This is a genomic window from Paenirhodobacter ferrireducens (assembly GCF_004022265.1).
Classification (GTDB): Bacteria; Pseudomonadota; Alphaproteobacteria; order Rhodobacterales; family Rhodobacteraceae; genus Rhodobacter; species Rhodobacter ferrireducens.
The window spans coordinates 47230-64021 of record NZ_SAVB01000029.1 but is presented as its reverse complement, the minus strand read 5'-3'; the positions used below and the strand labels follow the sequence as shown (position 1 = coordinate 64021).

Sequence of the window (16792 nt, the reverse complement as noted above, 5' to 3'; positions counted from 1 at the left end):
CCACGCGAGCCTTGAAGCCCGCGTCGTGATTTCTGCGTTTCGACATGTTCTGATCTCCTCGTTCTTGGAGACCAGCAGACGTCAGATCGTAGCTTCCGTCACTGTCCAATTTTCGGGGAGGTGCTCAACACGCGCCGGTGCCATGCGGCGATCCTCGAGCATGGCGCAGAACCGATCATCCCGATCCGCCGAAATGGTCGAGCGTGGAAGCCGGACTGCCCCGCCGTGACATCGCGCAATGAGACGCTGCGAGCGACGCGATTTCTGGGGCGATCGATCTGGAAGAAATGGACCGGCTACCACGCCCGAAGTCGCGTCGAGGCCCAGGTGAACCGCCTCAAGCTCTTCGGCGAACGGATAATGGCACGAGACCCTGACCGGCAGACCGCCGAAATCCAGATCCGCATCATTCGCCATTGTCGCTCGGACCAATGGCGCGACATGGCTCATTCATGAACCGCTGCTCGGCCCTTGGGCGGGCCGAGATCGAAGCCGTGACATGAGACAGACGGGATAAGGCCCAGATCGGCCCCTCCTCCGATTAGCGCAACAAGGTCGCCCGCCGGAGAACGATCCTTGGTGAAATTGTTCGCCAAGGCATAGACCAATGAACACAAGATCTGTCACGAATGGACAAGTCATGTGTCACCTGACACAGGTTGTCAGTGGTGAGCCGTGCAGGATTCGAACCTGCGACCCACTGATTAAAAGTCAGTTGCTCTACCAACTGAGCTAACGGCCCACACGCTGGGGCGCTCTCTACAGGCAGCCCCCCCACGGGTCAAGACGCGGCCCGCCAAAAAAATCACGGCACTGGAAAAAACGGCGGCACAGGTCTATATGCGCGGCCATGACCGACATGCGCACTCCCTCCGCCGGCCTGCCCTTCCTGAAGATGCACGGCCTTGGCAATGATTTCGTGGTGATCGACGCCCGCACGGGCGACGACCCGGTGACGCCGGCGCTCGCCCGGGCGCTTGGCGACCGGCATCGCGGCGTGGGCTTTGACCAGCTCGCGGTGATCCGGCCGGCGGCGGAGACCGATTTCACCCTCGAGTTCTGGAACTCGGATGGCTCGATCGCCGGCGCCTGCGGCAATGCCACGCGCTGCGTCAGCGACTGGATGATGCGCGAGCTTGGCCGTGACGCGGTCAGCCTGACCACCGCGCGCGGCACGCTTTACGCCCGCCGCCGCGACGACGGGCTGGTATCGGTGAACATGGGCGCACCCATTCTCGACGCCGCGGCGATCCCGGTTGCGGGCGACCCGATGGCGCTGCCGCTTGCGGGCGATCCGGTCGCCGTGGGCATGGGCAACCCGCATTGCATCTATTTCGTCGAGGACGCCGAGGCGGTGGATGTCGCGGGGCTCGGTCCCGTGATCGAGCACGACCCGCTGTTCCCCGAGCGCACGAATGTCGAATTTGCCTCGCGTCTCGGCCCCGATCATCTGCGGATGCGGGTGTGGGAGCGTGGCGCGGGGATCACCCTTGCCTGTGGCTCGGGCACCTGCGCGACGGCGGTCGCGGCGCATCTGAAGGGGCTGACCGGGCGGCAGGTGATCGTCGATGTCGACGGCGGCCGGCTGGAGATCGACTGGCGCGAGGACGGGGTGTGGATGACCGGCCCGACGGCGCTGGTCTTCGAGGGGCGGCTGACGCCCGCGTTTCTGGCAGCGGTCGGGGCATGAAACCGCCGGTCTTCGCCACGCTCGGCTGTCGGCTGAACGCCTATGAGACCGAGGCGATGAAGGAGCTTGCCGCGGCGGCGGGCGTCGAGGGCGCGGTCGTCGTCAACACCTGCGCCGTCACTGCCGAAGCGGTGCGCAAGGCGAAGCAGGAAATCCGCCGCCTTGCCCGCGAGAATCCCGGCGCGCCGGTGATTGTCACCGGCTGCGCCGCGCAGACCGAGCCCGAGACCTTCGCCGCGATGGCCGAGGTAACGAAGGTCATCGGCAATCACGAGAAGATGCAGGCCGACACCTGGGCCGGGCTGGTCCCGCAGGGCCCCGATTTCATCGGCGAGACCGAGAAGGTCAGCGTCGACGACATCATGTCGGTGAAGGAAACCGCGGGCCATCTGATCGACGGTTTCGGCCGGCACCGTGCCTATGTGCAGGTGCAAAACGGCTGCGACCACCGCTGCACCTTCTGCATCATCCCCTTCGGCCGCGGCAATTCCCGCTCGGTGCCCGCGGGCGTGGTGGTCGAGCAGATCCGCCGCCTTGTCGACCGCGGCTTCAACGAGGTGGTGCTGACCGGGGTCGACCTGACCTCCTGGGGGGCCGATCTGCCCGGTGAACCGCAGCTTGGCGATCTGGTGATGCGGATCCTGAAGCTGGTGCCCGACCTGCCGCGGCTGCGGATCTCCTCGATCGACAGCATCGAGGCGGATGAGATGCTGATGCAGGCGATCGCCACCGAGCCGCGGCTGATGCCGCATCTGCACCTCAGCCTGCAGGCCGGCGACGACATGATCCTGAAGCGGATGAAGCGGCGCCACCTGCGCGACGACGCGATCCGCTTTTGCGAGGAGGCGCGCAAGCTGCGCCCCGGCATCGTCTTCGGCGCCGACATCATCGCGGGCTTCCCGACCGAGACCGAGGCGATGTTCGAGAACTCGCTGAAGCTCGTCGACGATTGCGGGCTGACCTTCCTGCACGTCTTCCCCTATTCGGCGCGCAAGGGCACACCGGCGGCGCGGATGCCGCGCGTGCCGGGGCCGGCGATCAAGGAACGCGCCGCGCGGCTGCGCGCGAAAGGGCACGAGGCGCTCTTGCGTCACCTCGAGGCCGAGGTCGGGCAGGAGCGCGCGGTTCTGGTTGAGGGCGGGCGGGCCGGGCGGACCGAGTATTTCACCGAGGTCCGGTTCGACCGCGAGATGCCCGAGGGCACGATCCTGACCCTGCACATCACCGGTCACGACGGCGAAAAATTGCGCGCCTGAGCGGGGCTCTGCCCCGCACCCCGAGGTATTTGCGGCAAGATGAAGCAGGGCCTCTTTCGTTTTCGCCCGAGGTGGTTAGGGTTTTCCGCATGTTGTGGATCAATGACAGCGTGGCGATTGCCGACTGGGAGCTGAGCGAGAGCTTCAGCCGCGCGCAGGGGCCGGGCGGGCAGAACGTCAACAAGGTGTCGACGGCGGTCGAGCTGCGCTTCGAGGCGGAGCGCTCGCCCAATCTGACCGCGGCGGTGAAGGCGCGGCTGAAGCGGCTGGCCGGGCGGAAATGGACGCTCGACGGGGCGATCGTGATCCGCGCCGAGGAGACCCGCAGCCAGCTGCGCAACCGCGAGATCGTGCGCGAGCGGCTGGCCGAGATGATCCGGCAGGCCCTCATTGCGCCTAAGCGGCGGGTGGCGACGAAGCCCACGCTCGGCAGTCAGCGCCGGCGGCTGAAGGCGAAAACGGTGCGTGGCACGGTCAAGGCGCTGCGTGGCCGGGTGGGAGACGAGGACGAGTGAGCCTGTATGAGTATGAGTAAGACGCAATGATCCGGTTTCGCGAGATCGTCTCGGGGCTGATGGGGCGGCGGCCGAGCCCGCTGCAGGTGGGGGCGCTGTGCCTGCGCCACCGCAACGGCGCGCCCGAGGTGCTGCTGATCTCTTCGCTCGACACCGGGCGGTGGATCATCCCGAAGGGCTGGCCGATGCGCGGCCGCAGCCTCGCCGGCGCGGCGCTGCAAGAGGCCTGGGAGGAGGCCGGTATCCGTGGCCGGGTGCGGCACGAGGCGCTTGGCAGCTTCAGCTATGACAAGGTCCGCTCGGGCGGGCTGGCGCAGCGCTGCGAGGTCCGGGTCTTCGTGATCGAGACCGAGGCCATGGCCGAGCGCTTCCCCGAGATGGGCCGGCGCCGGCGCGAATGGCTGCCCCCGGCAGAGGCCGCCGCGCGCGTGTCCGAGCCGGAACTGCAGGCAATTCTGCGCACCCTGTGACCATTCGAGCGTTGTCTTACACGGCCAAACCGGCTACTCGCGCCACGACTGTGACGGTTTGATTGCCGTTTCGTGACGATGCGCAGAGGCAGGGGGAAGACGTGGCCACGCCGCCGGTGAACCAGTGGAAGACGCTCGACAAGGACCTGAAGCGGATCGGCCGGCTGGAGGAAGCAACGCAATTCGTCGCACGGCCGCTGGTGGCGCCGGGCATCGCCCTTGCCTTCATCGTGCTGGCGGGGGTCGCTGCCGGCCTCGTCATCGGGGCGCAGCCCGGGCATCTGATTGTGGTCGCGGCGGCGGTGATCGGCGCCTATATGGCGCTGAACATCGGTGCGAACGACGTCGCCAACAACATGGGCCCGGCGGTCGGCGCGAATGCCCTGACACTGGGCGGCGCCCTCATCATCGCAGCGGTGTTCGAGACCGCCGGCGCGCTGATCGCGGGCGGTGACGTGGTCAAGACTGTCTCGACCGGCATCCTTGCCCAGGGCGCGGTCAGCGATTCCGCGCATTTCATCTGGGCGATGATGGCGGCGCTGCTGGCCGCGGCGCTGTGGCTGCATCTGGCCACCTGGCTGGGCGCGCCGGTCTCGACCACCCATTCGATCGTCGGCGGCGTCGTCGGCGCGGGCGTCGTCGCGGCGGGGTTCGGCGCGGTGAACTGGGGCGCGCTCGGCTCGATCGCGCTGAGCTGGGTGATCTCGCCGGTGCTGGGCGGGGTGGTCGCGGCGGCCTTCCTTGCCTTCATCAAGGCCCGGATCATGTATGTCGAGGACAAGATCGCGGCGGCGCGGCTGTGGGTGCCGGTGCTGATCGGGATCATGGCCGGCGCCTTTGCAGCCTACCTTGCCATCAAGGGGCTGAACAAGCTGTTCCACGTCTCGCTCGGCCTTGCGACGCTGATCGGGCTGGCGACCGGGGTCCTGTGCTGGGCTGCCTCGGTGCCGCTGATCCGGCACCAGTCGGAGGGGCTCGAGAACCGCAAGCGCTCGCTGCGCAAGCTGTTCTCGCTGCCGCTCGTCGCCTCGGCGGCGCTGCTCTCCTTTGCCCATGGCGCGAATGACGTGGCCAATGCGGTCGGCCCGCTCGCCGCCATCGTGCATTCGGTCGAGGTCGGAGACATCGCCTCGACCGTGGGCATCCCGGTCTGGGTGATGGTCGTCGGCGCGCTTGGCATCTCGGTCGGGCTGATGCTGTTCGGGCCGAAGCTGATCCGCCTTGTCGGGTCCGAGATCACCAAGCTGAACCCGATGCGCGCCTATTGCGTGGCGCTCTCGGCGGCGGTGACGGTGATCGTGGCAAGCTGGCTCGGCCTGCCGGTCAGCTCGACCCATATCGCCGTGGGCGCAATCTTCGGCGTGGGCTTCTACCGCGAATGGCATGCCGAGCGGCGGGCACGGATGCTCGGCCTGCAAAAGGGCAAGCCGGTGCCGCCCGAGGAACGCTCGCGTCGCCGGCTGGTGCGGCGTTCGCACATGCTCACCGTCGCGGCCGCCTGGATCATCACCGTGCCGGCCTCGGCCGGGCTCTCGGCGCTGCTCTTCCTGCTGATGACCGCGCTTGCGCGCTAGACCACGACTTCCGTCGCCTGCTGTTCGCCGACGCCGAAGACCCGCTTGTAACGCGCGATCTCCTCGACGGGGCCGGTGGCCTTGCTCGGGTTGTCCGACAGCTTCACCGTCGGGCGGCCGTCGGCAGAGACCGCCTTGCACACCAGGCTGAAGGGGGCGAGCGCATCGTTCGGCACCAGACCGCGGAAGTCGTTCGTCAGCAGCGTGCCCCAGCCGAAGCTGACCTTGACCCGCCCCGAAAAGAGGCCGTGCAGCCGCTTCATCTCGGCCACGTCGAGCCCGTCCGAGAAGATCACCAGCTTCTGCCGCGGGTCCTCGCCGCGCGCCTTCCACCAGGCGATCGCCGCCTCTGCGCTTTCGACCGGGTCGCCCGAGTCGATGCGGATGCCGGTCCAGCCCGCCAGCCAGTCCGGCGCGCGTTCGAGGAACCCCTTGGTGCCGAAGGTATCGGGCAGGATGATGCGCAGGTTGCCGTCATGCTCCTCGTGCCAGTCGGCCAGCACCTTGTAGGGCGCCTGCCGGAGTTCCTCGTCGCTCCGGGCAAGGGCGGCATAGACCATCGGCAGCTCGTGCGCATTCGTCCCCACCGCCTCGAGGTCGCGCCGCATCGCGATCAGGCAGTTCGAGGTGCCGGTGAAGGCACCGCCCTTCGCGGCATCGCCCAGCCCCTCGATCATCGCCTGAACGCACCAGTCCTGCCACAGGAAGCCATGCCGGCGCCGGGTGCCGAAATCGGCGATCTTCAGCCCGGGGATGGTGCGCAGCTCCTCGATCTTTTCCCACACCCGTGCCATGGCGCGGGCATAGAGCACCTGCAGCTCGAAGCGGCGCATCTGGTTCAGCACCGCCCGGCCGCGCAGCTCCATCAGGATGGCGAGCGCCGGGATCTCCCACATCATCACCTCGGGCCATTTGCCCTCGAAGGTCAGCTCATACTGCCCGTCGCGTTTCTCGAGGTGATAGGGCGGCAGTTGGAAGTTCTCGAACCACTCCATGAAGTCGGGGCGGAACATCTGCCGCTTGCCGTAGAAGGTGTTGCCGCGCAGCCAGGTGCTTTCGCCCCGCGTCAGCCGCAGCCCGCGCGCGTAATCCAGCTGTTCACGCAGCTCGCCCTCGTCGATCAGCTCGGCCAGGCGCACGTCCTTGGCGCGGTTGATCAGGCTGAAGGTGACGATCGTGTCCGGCTTGTTGCGGAAGATCGACTGACACATCAACAGCTTGTAGAAGTCGGTGTCGATCAGCGAGCGCACGATCGGGTCGATCTTCCACTTGTGGTTATAGACGCGGGTGGCGATGTCGACCATGGTGCGGGGTCCTTTCACTTGTCGAGCACGACGCCAGCGGCGCGCATCGCGTCCCGGGCCGCGGCAAGCGAGCCCGCCAGGTCGATCGCCCGGCACGCGCCTTCCAGCACGCGGGCACGGAAACCGAGCCTCGCCGCGTCGATCGCCGACCAGGCGACACAATAGTCAAGCGCCAGTCCGACGAAGGTCAGATCGGTGATGCCGCGCTCGCGCAGGTAGCCGGCCAGCCCGGTGGGGGTGGTGTGGTCGTTCTCGAAGAAGGCGGAATAGCTGTCGACCTCGGCGCGGAAGCCCTTGCGGAGGATCAGATCCGCCGGGTCGATCGACAGCCCCGGATGGAAGGCCGCGCCCGCGCTGCCCTGCACGCAATGCACCGGCCAGAGCGTCTGCGGCCCATAGGGCATCTCGATCGTCTGGAACGGCGCACAGCCCGCATGGATCGCGGCGAAGGAGCTGTGCTCCTCGGGGTGCCAGTCCTGGGTCAGCACGGTGACCGGCAATTCCTGCATCAGCGCGTTGACGCGCGGGATGATCTCATCGCCGCCCGCCACCGCCAGCGCACCGCCGGGGCAGAAGTCGTTCTGGATATCGATCACGATCAGGGCTTCGGTCACATCGGCCATGGCGCTCTCCCTTGGTTTTGCAATGGGTAAGGCCCATGGGCGGCGGGGTCAATCACGCTTGCGGGAGGGCGGGGCGGCGGCGTAAGGGAAGCCATGTTCACTGTTGCTGCCCTTTATCACTTCACCCGCTTCGACGATCCCGCCGCGCTGCGCGGCCCGCTGCTGGCCTGCGCCGAGGCGGGCGGGGTGCGCGGCTCGCTGCTGCTGGCCCGCGAGGGGATCAATGGCACCATCGCCGGCCCCCGCGCCGGCGTCGACACGCTCCTTGCCCACATCCGTGCCCTGCCCGGCTGCGAGGGGCTCGAGTGGAAGGAAAGCGGCGCGGCCGAAATGCCCTTCGGCCGGATGAAGGTACGGCTGAAGCGCGAGATCGTGACGATGGGCGAGCCCGACGTCGATCCGCGCGCGGCCGTCGGCCATTATGTCGAGCCCGCCGAGTGGAACGCGCTGATTTCCGCCCCCGATGTCGTGGTGATCGACACCCGCAACGATTACGAAGTCGCCATCGGCAGCTTCGAGGGCGCGATCGACCCGCAGACGAAGTCGTTTCGCGATTTCCCGAAATGGTGGAAGGAAAACGCCGCCCGCTTTCACAACAAGCGTGTGGCGATGTTCTGCACCGGCGGCATCCGCTGCGAAAAATCCACGAACTACCTGCTGGCGCAAGGCGTCGAGGAGGTCTTTCACCTGAAGGGCGGGATCCTGAAATACCTCGAGGAGGTGCCCGAGACCGACAGCCTGTGGCGCGGCGACTGCTTCGTCTTCGACGGCCGCGTCAGCCTGCGCCACGGGCTGCGGCAGGGCGACTACGAACTTTGCCACGCCTGCCGCCGCCCGCTTGCCCCTGCCGACCGCGCCCGTCCCGAGTTCGAGGACGGCGTCAGCTGTCACCACTGCCTCGACGAGTATTCAGACGCCGACCGCGCCCGGTTCCGCGAACGCGCGCAGCAGATCCGGCTGGCCGAAGAGCGTGGCACGGCGCACCTTGGCGCGGTTCACCGCCCTGAATGACCGGCCCCCGGCGCGCTCTGCGTCACCGGCGCCTCTTGGCTCGGAAAGCTGAAGCGCGGAAGATCGACGCCGAAGCCGCCCGCGGCTGCGGCGCGGACGGTCAGGGCAAGCATGAGGAGGCCGGATGCGATGCGGTTCATGACTTTCTCCATGGTCTGAACTTGTCGGTTCACTTTCAAAACTGAACTGCCCGGTCTGGATACGCAAGCGAATAGTGAACTGACAAGTTCAGATTTCGCAGTTGCAAAACATCCGCCCCCGGATATTTTGGAACCATTCTAAAAAGGACGTCTCGATGATCCCCGGATTCGCCTCCCGCCGCCGTTTCTCGGAATTGTCCGAGCAGGAAGTTCTCGCCCTCGCGATCTCCTCTGAGGAGGACGACGCGCGCATCTATCGCCTCTATGCCGAGAAGCTGCGCAAGCAATACCCGGCCTCGGCCGCGGTCTTCGACGGCATGGCCGCCGAGGAGGACGAGCACCGCCGCCGCCTGATCGAACGTCACCGCGCCCGCTTCGGCGAGGTGATCCCGCTGATCCGGCGCGAACATGTCGCGGGGTTCTACGCGCGCAAGCCGGTCTGGCTTAGCACCAATCTCTCGCTCGAGACGATGCGCGGCGAGGCCGAGTCGATGGAGCGGGAATCGGCCAATTTCTACACACGTGCGGCGCAGCGCAGCACGGATGCCGACACCCGCAAGCTCCTGGGCGATCTGGCTGCGGCCGAGCAGGGCCACGAGAAGAAGGCCGAGGCGCTCGAGGCCGAGCACCTGACCGGGGACGCCCGGGCCGAGGAGGACCGCGCCGCCTATCGCCAGTTCATTCTGACCTGGGTGCAGCCCGGGCTGGCCGGGCTGATGGACGGCTCGGTCTCGACGCTGGCGCCGATCTTCGCCACCGCCTTCGCCACGCAGAACTCGCACACCACGCTGCTGGTGGGGCTTGCCTCGGCGACTGGCGCCGGGATCTCGATGGGCTTCACCGAGGCCGCGCATGATGACGGCGTCATCTCCGGTCGCGGCAGCCCGCTGAAGCGTGGCCTTGCCTCGGGGCTGATGACCGCAGCGGGCGGCTTCGGCCATGCCCTGCCCTATTTCATCACCGATTTCTGGACCGCGACCACGGTCGCGATGATCGTGGTGTTCATCGAGCTCTGGGTGATCGCCTGGATCCAGAACAAGTACATGGAAACCCCCTTCCTGCGTGCCGTGCTGCAGGTGGTGCTGGGGGGCGCGCTGGTCTTTGCCGCAGGCTCGCTGATCGGCGCCGGCTGAGCCGGCCGCGTCCGGGTCAAGGCGAGTATTCGGGCCAAGAAAAAGCCCGGCGCTTGCAAGGCCCGGTGCTGGTGCGGCGGCGGAGCGCATGCTAGCCCTGTCGGATGCTCGCGATTTTTCTCAAGACGCTTCCGTTCTTCGGCCTGATCGGGCTGGGCTGGGCCGCCGGCCGGGCGCGGATGTTCCCCGCCGAGGCGACGGCGGCGCTGACGAAATTCGTCTTCTATTTCGCACTTTCGGCGATGCTGTTCCGCTTCACCGCGACGCTGCCGCTTGAGCAGCTGTTCGACCCGGCCTTCTTCGCCGCCTATCTGAGCGGCTCGGCGCTGGTCTGGGGGCTTGGCTTTGCCGTGGCGCGCGCGCGCCGCCGGCCGCTGGCCGAGGCGGCGATGGAGGCCCATACCGCAATGACCGGCAATACTGGTTTTCTGGGTGTGCCGATGCTCGTGGTGCTGCTCGGGCCGCAGGCGGCGGGGCCGGTGCTGATGGTGCTGTCGGCCGACATGATCGTGTTCTCGACGCTCATCACCGCGGTCATCACCGGGGCACGGCATGGGCGGATTGCGGTCCGGCCCATTCTTCTGGGAATCCTGAAAAATCCGATGGTGGTTTCGATGGCGGCGGGGCTGGCCTGGGCGGGGCTGCATCTCCCGATGCCGGCGCCGCTTGCCGAGTTCCTGACGCTGCTCGGGGCCGCGGCCACACCCGGCGCGCTGTTTGCCATCGGCGCCTCGCTTGCCGGCAAGTCGGCCGAGCGGGCGGGGCCGGCGCTCTGGCTCTCGGCGGCGAAGCTCTTCGTGCATCCGCTGGCCGTCGGCGGCGCCGCGCTGCTCTTTCATGTCGAGCCCTTCGCCGCCGGCGTGATGGTGGCCGCCGCGGCCTTGCCCGTCGCCGGAAACGTCTACATTCTGGCGGCACATTACGCCGTCGCGCCGCAGCGGGTCTCGACCGCGATCCTGATCTCGACGGCGGCCAGCATTCTGACCATTCCGGGCGTCATCGCCTGGATCACACGATAGGAGGTGCCGATGCGCACGGTTTCGGAAAACAAGTGCTTCGGCGGGGTGCAGGGGGTCTATAGCCACACGTCGGAGGTCACCGGCACGGAGATGACCTTCGGCCTGTTCCTGCCGGCCGAGGCCGAGACCCGCCCGGTGCCGGTGCTGTGGTATCTGTCGGGGCTGACCTGCACGCATGAGAACGCGATGGTGAAGGCCGGGGCACAGCGTTACGCGGCCGAGGCGGGCATCGCGCTGGTCTTCCCCGACACCTCGCCGCGCGGCCCGGGTGTGGCCAATGACGAGGCCTATGACCTGGGGCAGGGCGCGGGCTTCTACGTCAACGCGACCGAGGCCCCCTGGGCCGAGCATTACCGGATGTGGGATTACGTCGCCGAGGAGCTGCCCCGCGTCGTCACCGCCGCCTTCGACATCGACGAGGAACGCCAGGGCATCACCGGCCATTCGATGGGCGGACACGGGGCGCTGACCCTCGCCATGGGGCTGCCGGGGCGCTTCCGCTCGGTCTCGGCCTTCGCGCCGATCGCCCAGCCCACGCGCAGCGACTGGGGCCGCAAGCAGCTGACCGCCTATCTTGGCGCAGACGAGACCGCGTGGCTGCCGCATGACGCGACGCACGTGATGCGCGAGACGGGGTTCGACGGCGAGGTGCTGATCGACCAGGGCGGTTCGGACCAGTTCCTCGACCTGCTGCGCCCCGAGGTGCTGGCTCAGGCGATGGCCGCACGCCGCCAGGCCGGCGCCTTCCGCATGCAGGCGGGCTATGACCACAGCTATTTCTTCGTCGCGACCTTCATGCCCGATCACGTCGCCTTCCATGCCGCGGCGCTGACGCGGTGATCTGGGTCGATGCCGATGCCTGCCCGGTGAAGGCCGAGGCCGAGCGCGTGGCGACGCGGGCCGGGGTGCCGATTGCCTTCGTCTCGAACGGCGGGCTGCGGCCCTCGGCCAATCCGCTCGTCACCATGGTCTATGTATCCGAAGGGCCGGACGAGGCCGACAAGCATATCGCCGAACGTGCGGGGCCGGGTGACGTGGTGATCACCAACGACATTCCGCTGGCCGCGAAATGCGTGGCGGCGGGGGCGCGGGTGCTGCGCCCCGACGGATCGGCCCTGACCGAGCGCAACATCGGCGAGGTGCTGGCGATGCGCGACCTGATGTCCGACCTGCGCTCGGCCGATCCGTTCCGGCAAGGCGGCGGGCGGCCGTTTTCAAAGGCCGACCGGGCAGAATTCCTGCAAGCGCTGGAACGGGCGGTGCAGGCGGCAAAGAGGGAAACCCATGGTTGACGCAGTGATCTTCGACATCGGCAACGTTCTGATCGAATGGCAGCCCGAACGGCATTACGACACGCTGATGCCGCAGGCGGAGCGCGAGGCGATGTTCGCCGAGGTCGACCTGCACGGGATGAACGACCTCATCGACAGCGGCGGCCCGTTCCGCGAGACGATCTATGACTGGGCCAAGCGCTATCCGCGCTGGTCGCGCTGGATCCGGCTGTGGCACGACGACTGGATCCGCATGGCAACGCCCGAGATCCCGCACTCGGTGCGGCTGATGAAGGCCTTGCAGGCGAAGGGCGTGCCGGTGTTCTCGCTGACCAATTTCGGCATCGGCTCGTTCGACTATGCCACCGGCTTCTATCCGTTCCTGCGCGATTTCGACCGCGCCTATGTCTCGGGGCACATGGGGGTGACGAAGCCCGCGCCGAAGATCTACGAGATGGTCGAGGCGGACAGCGGCCTGTCTGGTGCGCAGATCCTGTTCACCGACGACCGCGCCGACAACATCGCCACCGCCCATATGCGCGGCTGGAAGACGCATCTCTTCGAGGGGCCCGAGGGCTGGGCAAGGCGCCTTGTCGCCGAGGGCCTGCTGAGCGAGACCGAGGCCGCCTGACACCTGCCCGGGCCCTTCGGCGCCCGGTCTTTTTTCTGGCCCGAATACTCCCGCCGAAGGCGCCTTTCCGCGCGCCCCCGCTCAGGCCCGTTTCGCCACCGCGACGCCCAGCAGGTCGAGCACCTTCGCCTCGATCTCGGGGGCGTTCATGCCGGCGCTGCGATACATGTCCTCGGGGCTTGCGTGGTCGATGAAGGTGTCGGGCAGCACCATCGAGCGGAAGCGGAAGCCGCGGTCAAAGACCCCGCTCTCGGCCAGGAATTGCGCGACATGGCTGCCGAAGCCGCCGATCGCGCCTTCCTCGATGGTGAGGATCGCCTCGTGCTCGGCCACAAGCCGCAAGATCAGATCGGTGTCGAGCGGCTTGACGAAGCGGGCATCGGCCACGGTCGGGGCCAGCCCGCGCGCCGCCAGCGCTTCGCGTGCCTTCAGCACCTCGGCCAGCCGCGTGCCATAGCTGAGGATCGCGACGCGCGCCCCCTCGGCCACGATCCGGCCCTTGCCGATCTCGAGCGGCACGCCCGACTCGGGCATCTCGACGCCCATGCCCTCGCCGCGCGGATAGCGGAAGGCGATCGGCCCCTCGTCATGCGCGGCTGCGGTGGCGACCATGTGGACAAGCTCGGCCTCGTCGGCCGCGGCCATCACCACCATCCCGGGCAGCGAGGACATGAAACCGATGTCGAAGCTGCCGGCATGGGTCGCGCCATCGGCGCCCACCAGCCCGGCGCGGTCGATCGCGAAGCGCACCGGCAGGCGCTGCACCGCGACGTCATGCACGATCTGGTCATAGCCGCGCTGCAGGAAGGTCGAATAGATCGCGCAGAAGGGTTTCATCCCCGCCGCGGCCAGCCCGGCCGAGAAGGTCACCGCGTGCTGCTCGGCGATGCCGACATCGAAGCAGCGGCGCGGGAAGCGCTCGGTGAACAGGTTCAGCCCGGTGCCCTCGGGCATGGCGGCGGTCACCGCGACGATCTTCTCGTCACGCACGGCCTCCTTCACCAGGCTCTCGGCAAAGACCCGGGTGTAGGAGGGCGCGTTCGACGGCGCCTTGACCTGCACCCCGGTCGCCACGTCGAAGCGGTTCGTCGCATGGCCACCGTCGGGGCGGCTTTCTGCCGGGGCATAGCCCTTGCCCTTCTTCGTCAGCACATGGATCAGCACCGGCCCCGTCGCCCGCGCCTTCAGCATCCGCAGCAGCGGCAGCAGCGCATCGAGGTCATGGCCGTCGACCGGGCCGACATAGGTGAAGCCAAGCGCCTCGAAGAGCGTGCCGCCGACGGCCATGCCCTTGAGCATCTCCTTCGCGCGCCGCGCGCCTTCCTGCAGGGTCTCGGGCAACAGGCTGACCGCGCCCTTCGCCACCGCCTTCAGGTCCTGCATCGGGCCCTCGGCATAAAGCCGGGTCAGATAGGCCGAGAGCGCGCCCACCGGCGGGGCAATCGACATCTCGTTGTCGTTCAGCACCACGAAGAGCCGCTTGCCGAGATGGCCGGCGTGGTTCATCGCCTCGAAGGCCATGCCGCCGGTCATCGCGCCGTCGCCGATCACCGCAATCGCGTCGCCCGTGGGCGCGCCCAGCTCGCGCGCCGCGGCAAAGCCCACGGCGGCCGAGATCGAGGTCGAGCTGTGCCCGGCGCCGAACGGGTCATAGGGGCTTTCCGAGCGCTTGGTGAAGCCCGAAAGCCCGCCTTTCGCACGCAGGGTGCGGATGCGGTCGCGCCGGCCGGTGAGGATCTTGTGCGGATAGCACTGATGGCCGACGTCCCAGATGATCTTGTCGCGCGGCGCGTCGAAGACGGCATGCAGCGCCACGGTCAGCTCGACCACGCCCAGCCCCGCGCCCAGATGCCCGCCGGTGACCGACACTGCCGAGATCGTCTCGGCGCGCAGCTCGTCGGCCAGCTTTCGCAGCTCGCGGTCGTTCAGCGCCTTGAGATCGGAGGGCAGCCGCACACGGTCGAGGATCGGGGTCTTCGGGGTCTCGCTCATCGGCACTCCCGTTTCATCTGTCGCGCGAGATAACGAAGCGCGCCGTTTCCCGCAAGGTTTCGGCCCTTTCGCCGTAAGGCGCAAGGGCGGCTTCGGCCTCGGCCACCAGCGCCGCGGCACGCGCCTTCGCGCCTTCAAGGCCGAGCAGCGAGACGAAGGTCGCCTTGCCCGCCTCGGCATCCTTGTGCAGTCGCTTGCCCGCCGCCTCTTCCGAGCCCTCGACATCGAGGATGTCGTCGGCGATCTGGAAGGCAAGCCCAAGCGCCTGCGCATAGGCCGCCAGCGGCGCGCGGTCGGTGCCGGCAAGGATCGCTCCCGCCTCGGCGGCAAAGGAGATCAGCGCGCCGGTCTTGCCGGCCTGCAGCCGGGTGATTTCGGCAAGCGTCAGCGGCACGGGCGCGGTCTCGGCCGCGATGTCGAGCATCTGGCCATGCACCATCCCTGCCGCGCCCGAGGCCTGCGCCAGCGCCGCGACCAGCGCGATGCGCCGCTCGGCCGGGCCAAGCACCGGATCCGCGCAGAGCTCGAAGGCGAGGGTCTGCAGCGCGTCGCCCGCAAGGATCGCCGTCGCCTCGTCCCATTTGCGGTGCACCGTGGGCTGGCCGCGGCGCAGGTCGTCGTCATCCATCGCCGGCAGGTCGTCATGCACGAGGCTGTAGGCGTGCAGCGCCTCGACCGCAGCGGCGGCGGGCATCGCCTGCGCCGCGGGAATGCCGAACAGCGCCGCCGATTCGAGCACGAGGAAGGCCCGCAGCCGCTTGCCGCCCTGCGCGGCATAGCCCATGGCATCGCGCAGCGGCCCCTCGGGCAGCCGCGTCATCGCCTGCGCCAGCGCCGCGCCAACGGCCTGCTGCGCCGCGTGAAGACGGGTGTCGAACATCACAGGCCTTCGACCGGCACCGTGCCCGTGGGCGCACCGTCGGCGCCAAGGGTGATCTTCTCGACCCGCTCCTCGGCCTCCTTCAGCAGCGCCGCACAGCGCGCCTTCAGCGCCGCGCCGCGCTCGTAAAGCCGGATCGAGGCATCGAGCGGCACCTCGCCGCGCTCGAGCTGCCCGACGACGGTCTCGAGTTCCTTCATCGCCTGTTCGAAGCTCATCGCCGCAATGTCGGCATCGGTCGCGGTCATCGCATTCTCCCTTGCTTGCCGGACGGGATGCCACGGACGGGGGCGGTTTTCCAGCCAAACCATGCGCACCGCGGCGAAATCGCGCCAAATAGAAAGGGCCGCATGCCTCCGGCAGCGGCCCCCGAGATCTACGGAGATGGTCCGGTTAGGGTCTGGATCAGATCCTCCGTCCCAGCCAGGGTTCTTGCCCTTGGGGTTGCCCTCAGGCCTCGGCCCCCCTGACTGTCCCGACACCTCTCTCCAATATCACTCTAGACACTGGACCACCTCCTTTCATGCGTTGCCGATAAGGAAAGGGTGGCACAGATCTGGTGTATGGCAAGTCAAATTACGCAAGTCTTGGCGTTTTCCGCCAAGTAAATGCCCGAAAAGGCGCCAGAGCGATCACCGCAAGTGCAATTTTTACACACCAGTCGGCGCAGGCGAGCGAGATCCACAGCGGCACCATCGGCCCGAAGCTGAGCAGCGGCAGCATCTCGTTCGCCCAGGAGACATCGTTGCCCGGTTCGAGCCAGGCAAGCTGCAGCGAGAAGGCCGTGGTGAAGAAGATCGCGGTGTCGAGGCTCGCGCCGATCAGGGTGGAGACGAGCGGCGCCTTCCACCAGCGGTCGCGGCGCAGGGCGTTGAACACGGTCACGTCGGTCAGCTGCGCCGCGAGGAAGGCCGCGCCCGAGCCGAGCGCCACGCGGAAGCTGACGAGCGGGCCGAACTCGCCGATGATCTGCGAGCCGATCAGCGAGCAGACGATGCCGACGACGAAGCCCGCGACGACCACGCCGCGCGCCGCACGCGGGCCCTGCAGGCGGTTGGTCACGTCGGTGACGAGGAAGGCGAAGGGATAGGTGAAGGCGCCCCAGGTCAGCCACTGGCCGAACAGGTATTGCACCAGGATGTTGGAGGCCACCACGATGGCGGCCATGGCGAGAACGCCGGGCAGATAACGTTTCATGGTTCACCGTTTTTACATGGTCGCGGAGACATGGCCCGGCCGTGCCGGACAAGGGGCGCGGATACGCCCGCGCGCCCCATCGGTCA

Annotated in this window: 18 protein-coding genes, 1 tRNA gene and 1 pseudogene; 12 read left to right on the top strand and 8 right to left on the bottom strand. The window is 67.9% G+C overall.

Annotated elements, in window-relative coordinates; translation table 11 throughout:
* Nucleotides 1-126 precede the first annotated feature (126 nt).
* Nucleotides 127-503 (top strand): annotated as a pseudogene (locus tag EOW65_RS18450) (hypothetical protein); the annotation flags it as partial.
* 163 nt (nucleotides 504-666) lie between these two features.
* Here the strand turns inward: EOW65_RS18450 and EOW65_RS18445 are convergent.
* Nucleotides 667-742 (bottom strand) — tRNA-Lys (locus EOW65_RS18445).
* A 108-nt stretch (nucleotides 743-850) separates the two neighbouring features.
* Here EOW65_RS18445 and dapF point away from each other — a divergent pair.
* From dapF to EOW65_RS18420, 5 genes are all read left to right on the top strand, one after another.
* Nucleotides 851-1690 (top strand): diaminopimelate epimerase, encoded by an 840-nt coding sequence (dapF, locus tag EOW65_RS18440; RefSeq protein ID WP_128151935.1) that lies wholly within the window; start codon nucleotides 851-853, stop codon nucleotides 1688-1690.
* Nucleotides 1687-2946 (top strand): tRNA (N(6)-L-threonylcarbamoyladenosine(37)-C(2))-methylthiotransferase MtaB, encoded by a 1260-nt coding sequence (gene mtaB / locus EOW65_RS18435; protein ID WP_128151933.1) that lies wholly within the window; start codon nucleotides 1687-1689, stop codon nucleotides 2944-2946. The genes dapF and mtaB overlap by 4 nt, the downstream gene beginning before the upstream one ends.
* Before the next feature lie 89 nt (nucleotides 2947-3035).
* A complete protein-coding gene (gene arfB, locus EOW65_RS18430) occupies nucleotides 3036-3461 on the top strand; it encodes an alternative ribosome rescue aminoacyl-tRNA hydrolase ArfB (protein ID WP_128151931.1) in 426 nt (141 codons plus the stop codon).
* A gap of 26 nt (nucleotides 3462-3487) precedes the next feature.
* Nucleotides 3488-3931 carry an NUDIX hydrolase gene (locus tag EOW65_RS18425; RefSeq protein ID WP_128151929.1) on the top strand — a complete coding sequence of 148 codons (444 nt, stop codon included), beginning with the start codon at nucleotides 3488-3490 and terminating at the stop codon, nucleotides 3929-3931.
* 101 nt (nucleotides 3932-4032) lie between these two features.
* The gene (locus tag EOW65_RS18420; protein WP_128151926.1) at nucleotides 4033-5505 is read left to right on the top strand and encodes an inorganic phosphate transporter; all 1473 of its coding nucleotides are present in this window, start codon (nucleotides 4033-4035) and stop codon (nucleotides 5503-5505) included.
* On the opposite strand, the gene pncB is transcribed toward EOW65_RS18420, so the two are convergent.
* Both pncB and pncA read right to left on the bottom strand, forming a co-directional pair.
* Nucleotides 5502-6809: a nicotinate phosphoribosyltransferase gene (gene pncB / locus EOW65_RS18415; protein ID WP_128151924.1), complete on the bottom strand. Its 1308-nt coding sequence runs from the start codon at nucleotides 6807-6809 to the stop codon at nucleotides 5502-5504. The genes EOW65_RS18420 and pncB overlap by 4 nt on opposite strands.
* Nucleotides 6810-6823: 14 nt before the next feature.
* On the bottom strand, nucleotides 6824-7432 hold the full coding sequence (gene pncA / locus EOW65_RS18410) for a bifunctional nicotinamidase/pyrazinamidase (RefSeq protein WP_128151922.1): 609 nt from the start codon (nucleotides 7430-7432) through the stop codon (nucleotides 6824-6826).
* A 93-nt stretch (nucleotides 7433-7525) separates the two neighbouring features.
* Between pncA and trhO the strand changes: the two genes are divergently transcribed.
* A complete protein-coding gene (gene trhO / locus EOW65_RS18405; RefSeq protein ID WP_128151920.1) occupies nucleotides 7526-8443 on the top strand; it encodes an oxygen-dependent tRNA uridine(34) hydroxylase TrhO in 918 nt (305 codons plus the stop codon).
* Here trhO and EOW65_RS20040 read toward each other — a convergent pair.
* On the bottom strand, nucleotides 8428-8595 hold the full coding sequence (locus EOW65_RS20040) for a hypothetical protein (protein ID WP_164880156.1): 168 nt from the start codon (nucleotides 8593-8595) through the stop codon (nucleotides 8428-8430). The genes trhO and EOW65_RS20040 overlap by 16 nt on opposite strands.
* Before the next feature lie 143 nt (nucleotides 8596-8738).
* Between EOW65_RS20040 and mbfA the strand changes: the two genes are divergently transcribed.
* From mbfA to EOW65_RS18380, 5 genes are all read left to right on the top strand, one after another.
* Nucleotides 8739-9716 carry an iron exporter MbfA gene (gene mbfA / locus EOW65_RS18400; RefSeq protein ID WP_128151918.1) on the top strand — a complete coding sequence of 326 codons (978 nt, stop codon included), beginning with the start codon at nucleotides 8739-8741 and terminating at the stop codon, nucleotides 9714-9716.
* A 104-nt stretch (nucleotides 9717-9820) separates the two neighbouring features.
* A complete protein-coding gene (locus EOW65_RS18395) occupies nucleotides 9821-10735 on the top strand; it encodes an AEC family transporter (protein WP_128151917.1) in 915 nt (304 codons plus the stop codon).
* Between the two features lie 9 nt (nucleotides 10736-10744).
* The gene (gene fghA, locus EOW65_RS18390) at nucleotides 10745-11575 is read left to right on the top strand and encodes an S-formylglutathione hydrolase (protein WP_128151915.1); all 831 of its coding nucleotides are present in this window, start codon (nucleotides 10745-10747) and stop codon (nucleotides 11573-11575) included.
* Nucleotides 11572-12027: a YaiI/YqxD family protein gene (locus EOW65_RS18385; protein WP_128151913.1), complete on the top strand. Its 456-nt coding sequence runs from the start codon at nucleotides 11572-11574 to the stop codon at nucleotides 12025-12027. Before fghA ends, EOW65_RS18385 begins: the two co-directional genes overlap by 4 nt.
* On the top strand, nucleotides 12020-12637 hold the full coding sequence (locus tag EOW65_RS18380) for an HAD family hydrolase (protein WP_128151911.1): 618 nt from the start codon (nucleotides 12020-12022) through the stop codon (nucleotides 12635-12637). Before EOW65_RS18385 ends, EOW65_RS18380 begins: the two co-directional genes overlap by 8 nt.
* A gap of 81 nt (nucleotides 12638-12718) precedes the next feature.
* On the opposite strand, the gene dxs is transcribed toward EOW65_RS18380, so the two are convergent.
* The 4 genes from dxs to EOW65_RS18360 form a co-directional block, all read right to left on the bottom strand.
* On the bottom strand, nucleotides 12719-14629 hold the full coding sequence (dxs, locus tag EOW65_RS18375) for a 1-deoxy-D-xylulose-5-phosphate synthase (protein ID WP_128151909.1): 1911 nt from the start codon (nucleotides 14627-14629) through the stop codon (nucleotides 12719-12721).
* 13 nt (nucleotides 14630-14642) lie between these two features.
* Nucleotides 14643-15449 (bottom strand): polyprenyl synthetase family protein, encoded by an 807-nt coding sequence (locus EOW65_RS18370; RefSeq protein WP_240664784.1) that lies wholly within the window; start codon nucleotides 15447-15449, stop codon nucleotides 14643-14645.
* Nucleotides 15450-15508: 59 nt separating this feature from the next.
* Entirely contained in the window at nucleotides 15509-15757 is a 249-nt protein-coding gene (locus EOW65_RS18365) for an exodeoxyribonuclease VII small subunit (RefSeq protein WP_121534307.1), read from the bottom strand.
* 328 nt (nucleotides 15758-16085) lie between these two features.
* Nucleotides 16086-16706: a queuosine precursor transporter gene (locus EOW65_RS18360; RefSeq protein ID WP_128151905.1), complete on the bottom strand. Its 621-nt coding sequence runs from the start codon at nucleotides 16704-16706 to the stop codon at nucleotides 16086-16088.
* Nucleotides 16707-16792 lie beyond the last annotated feature (86 nt).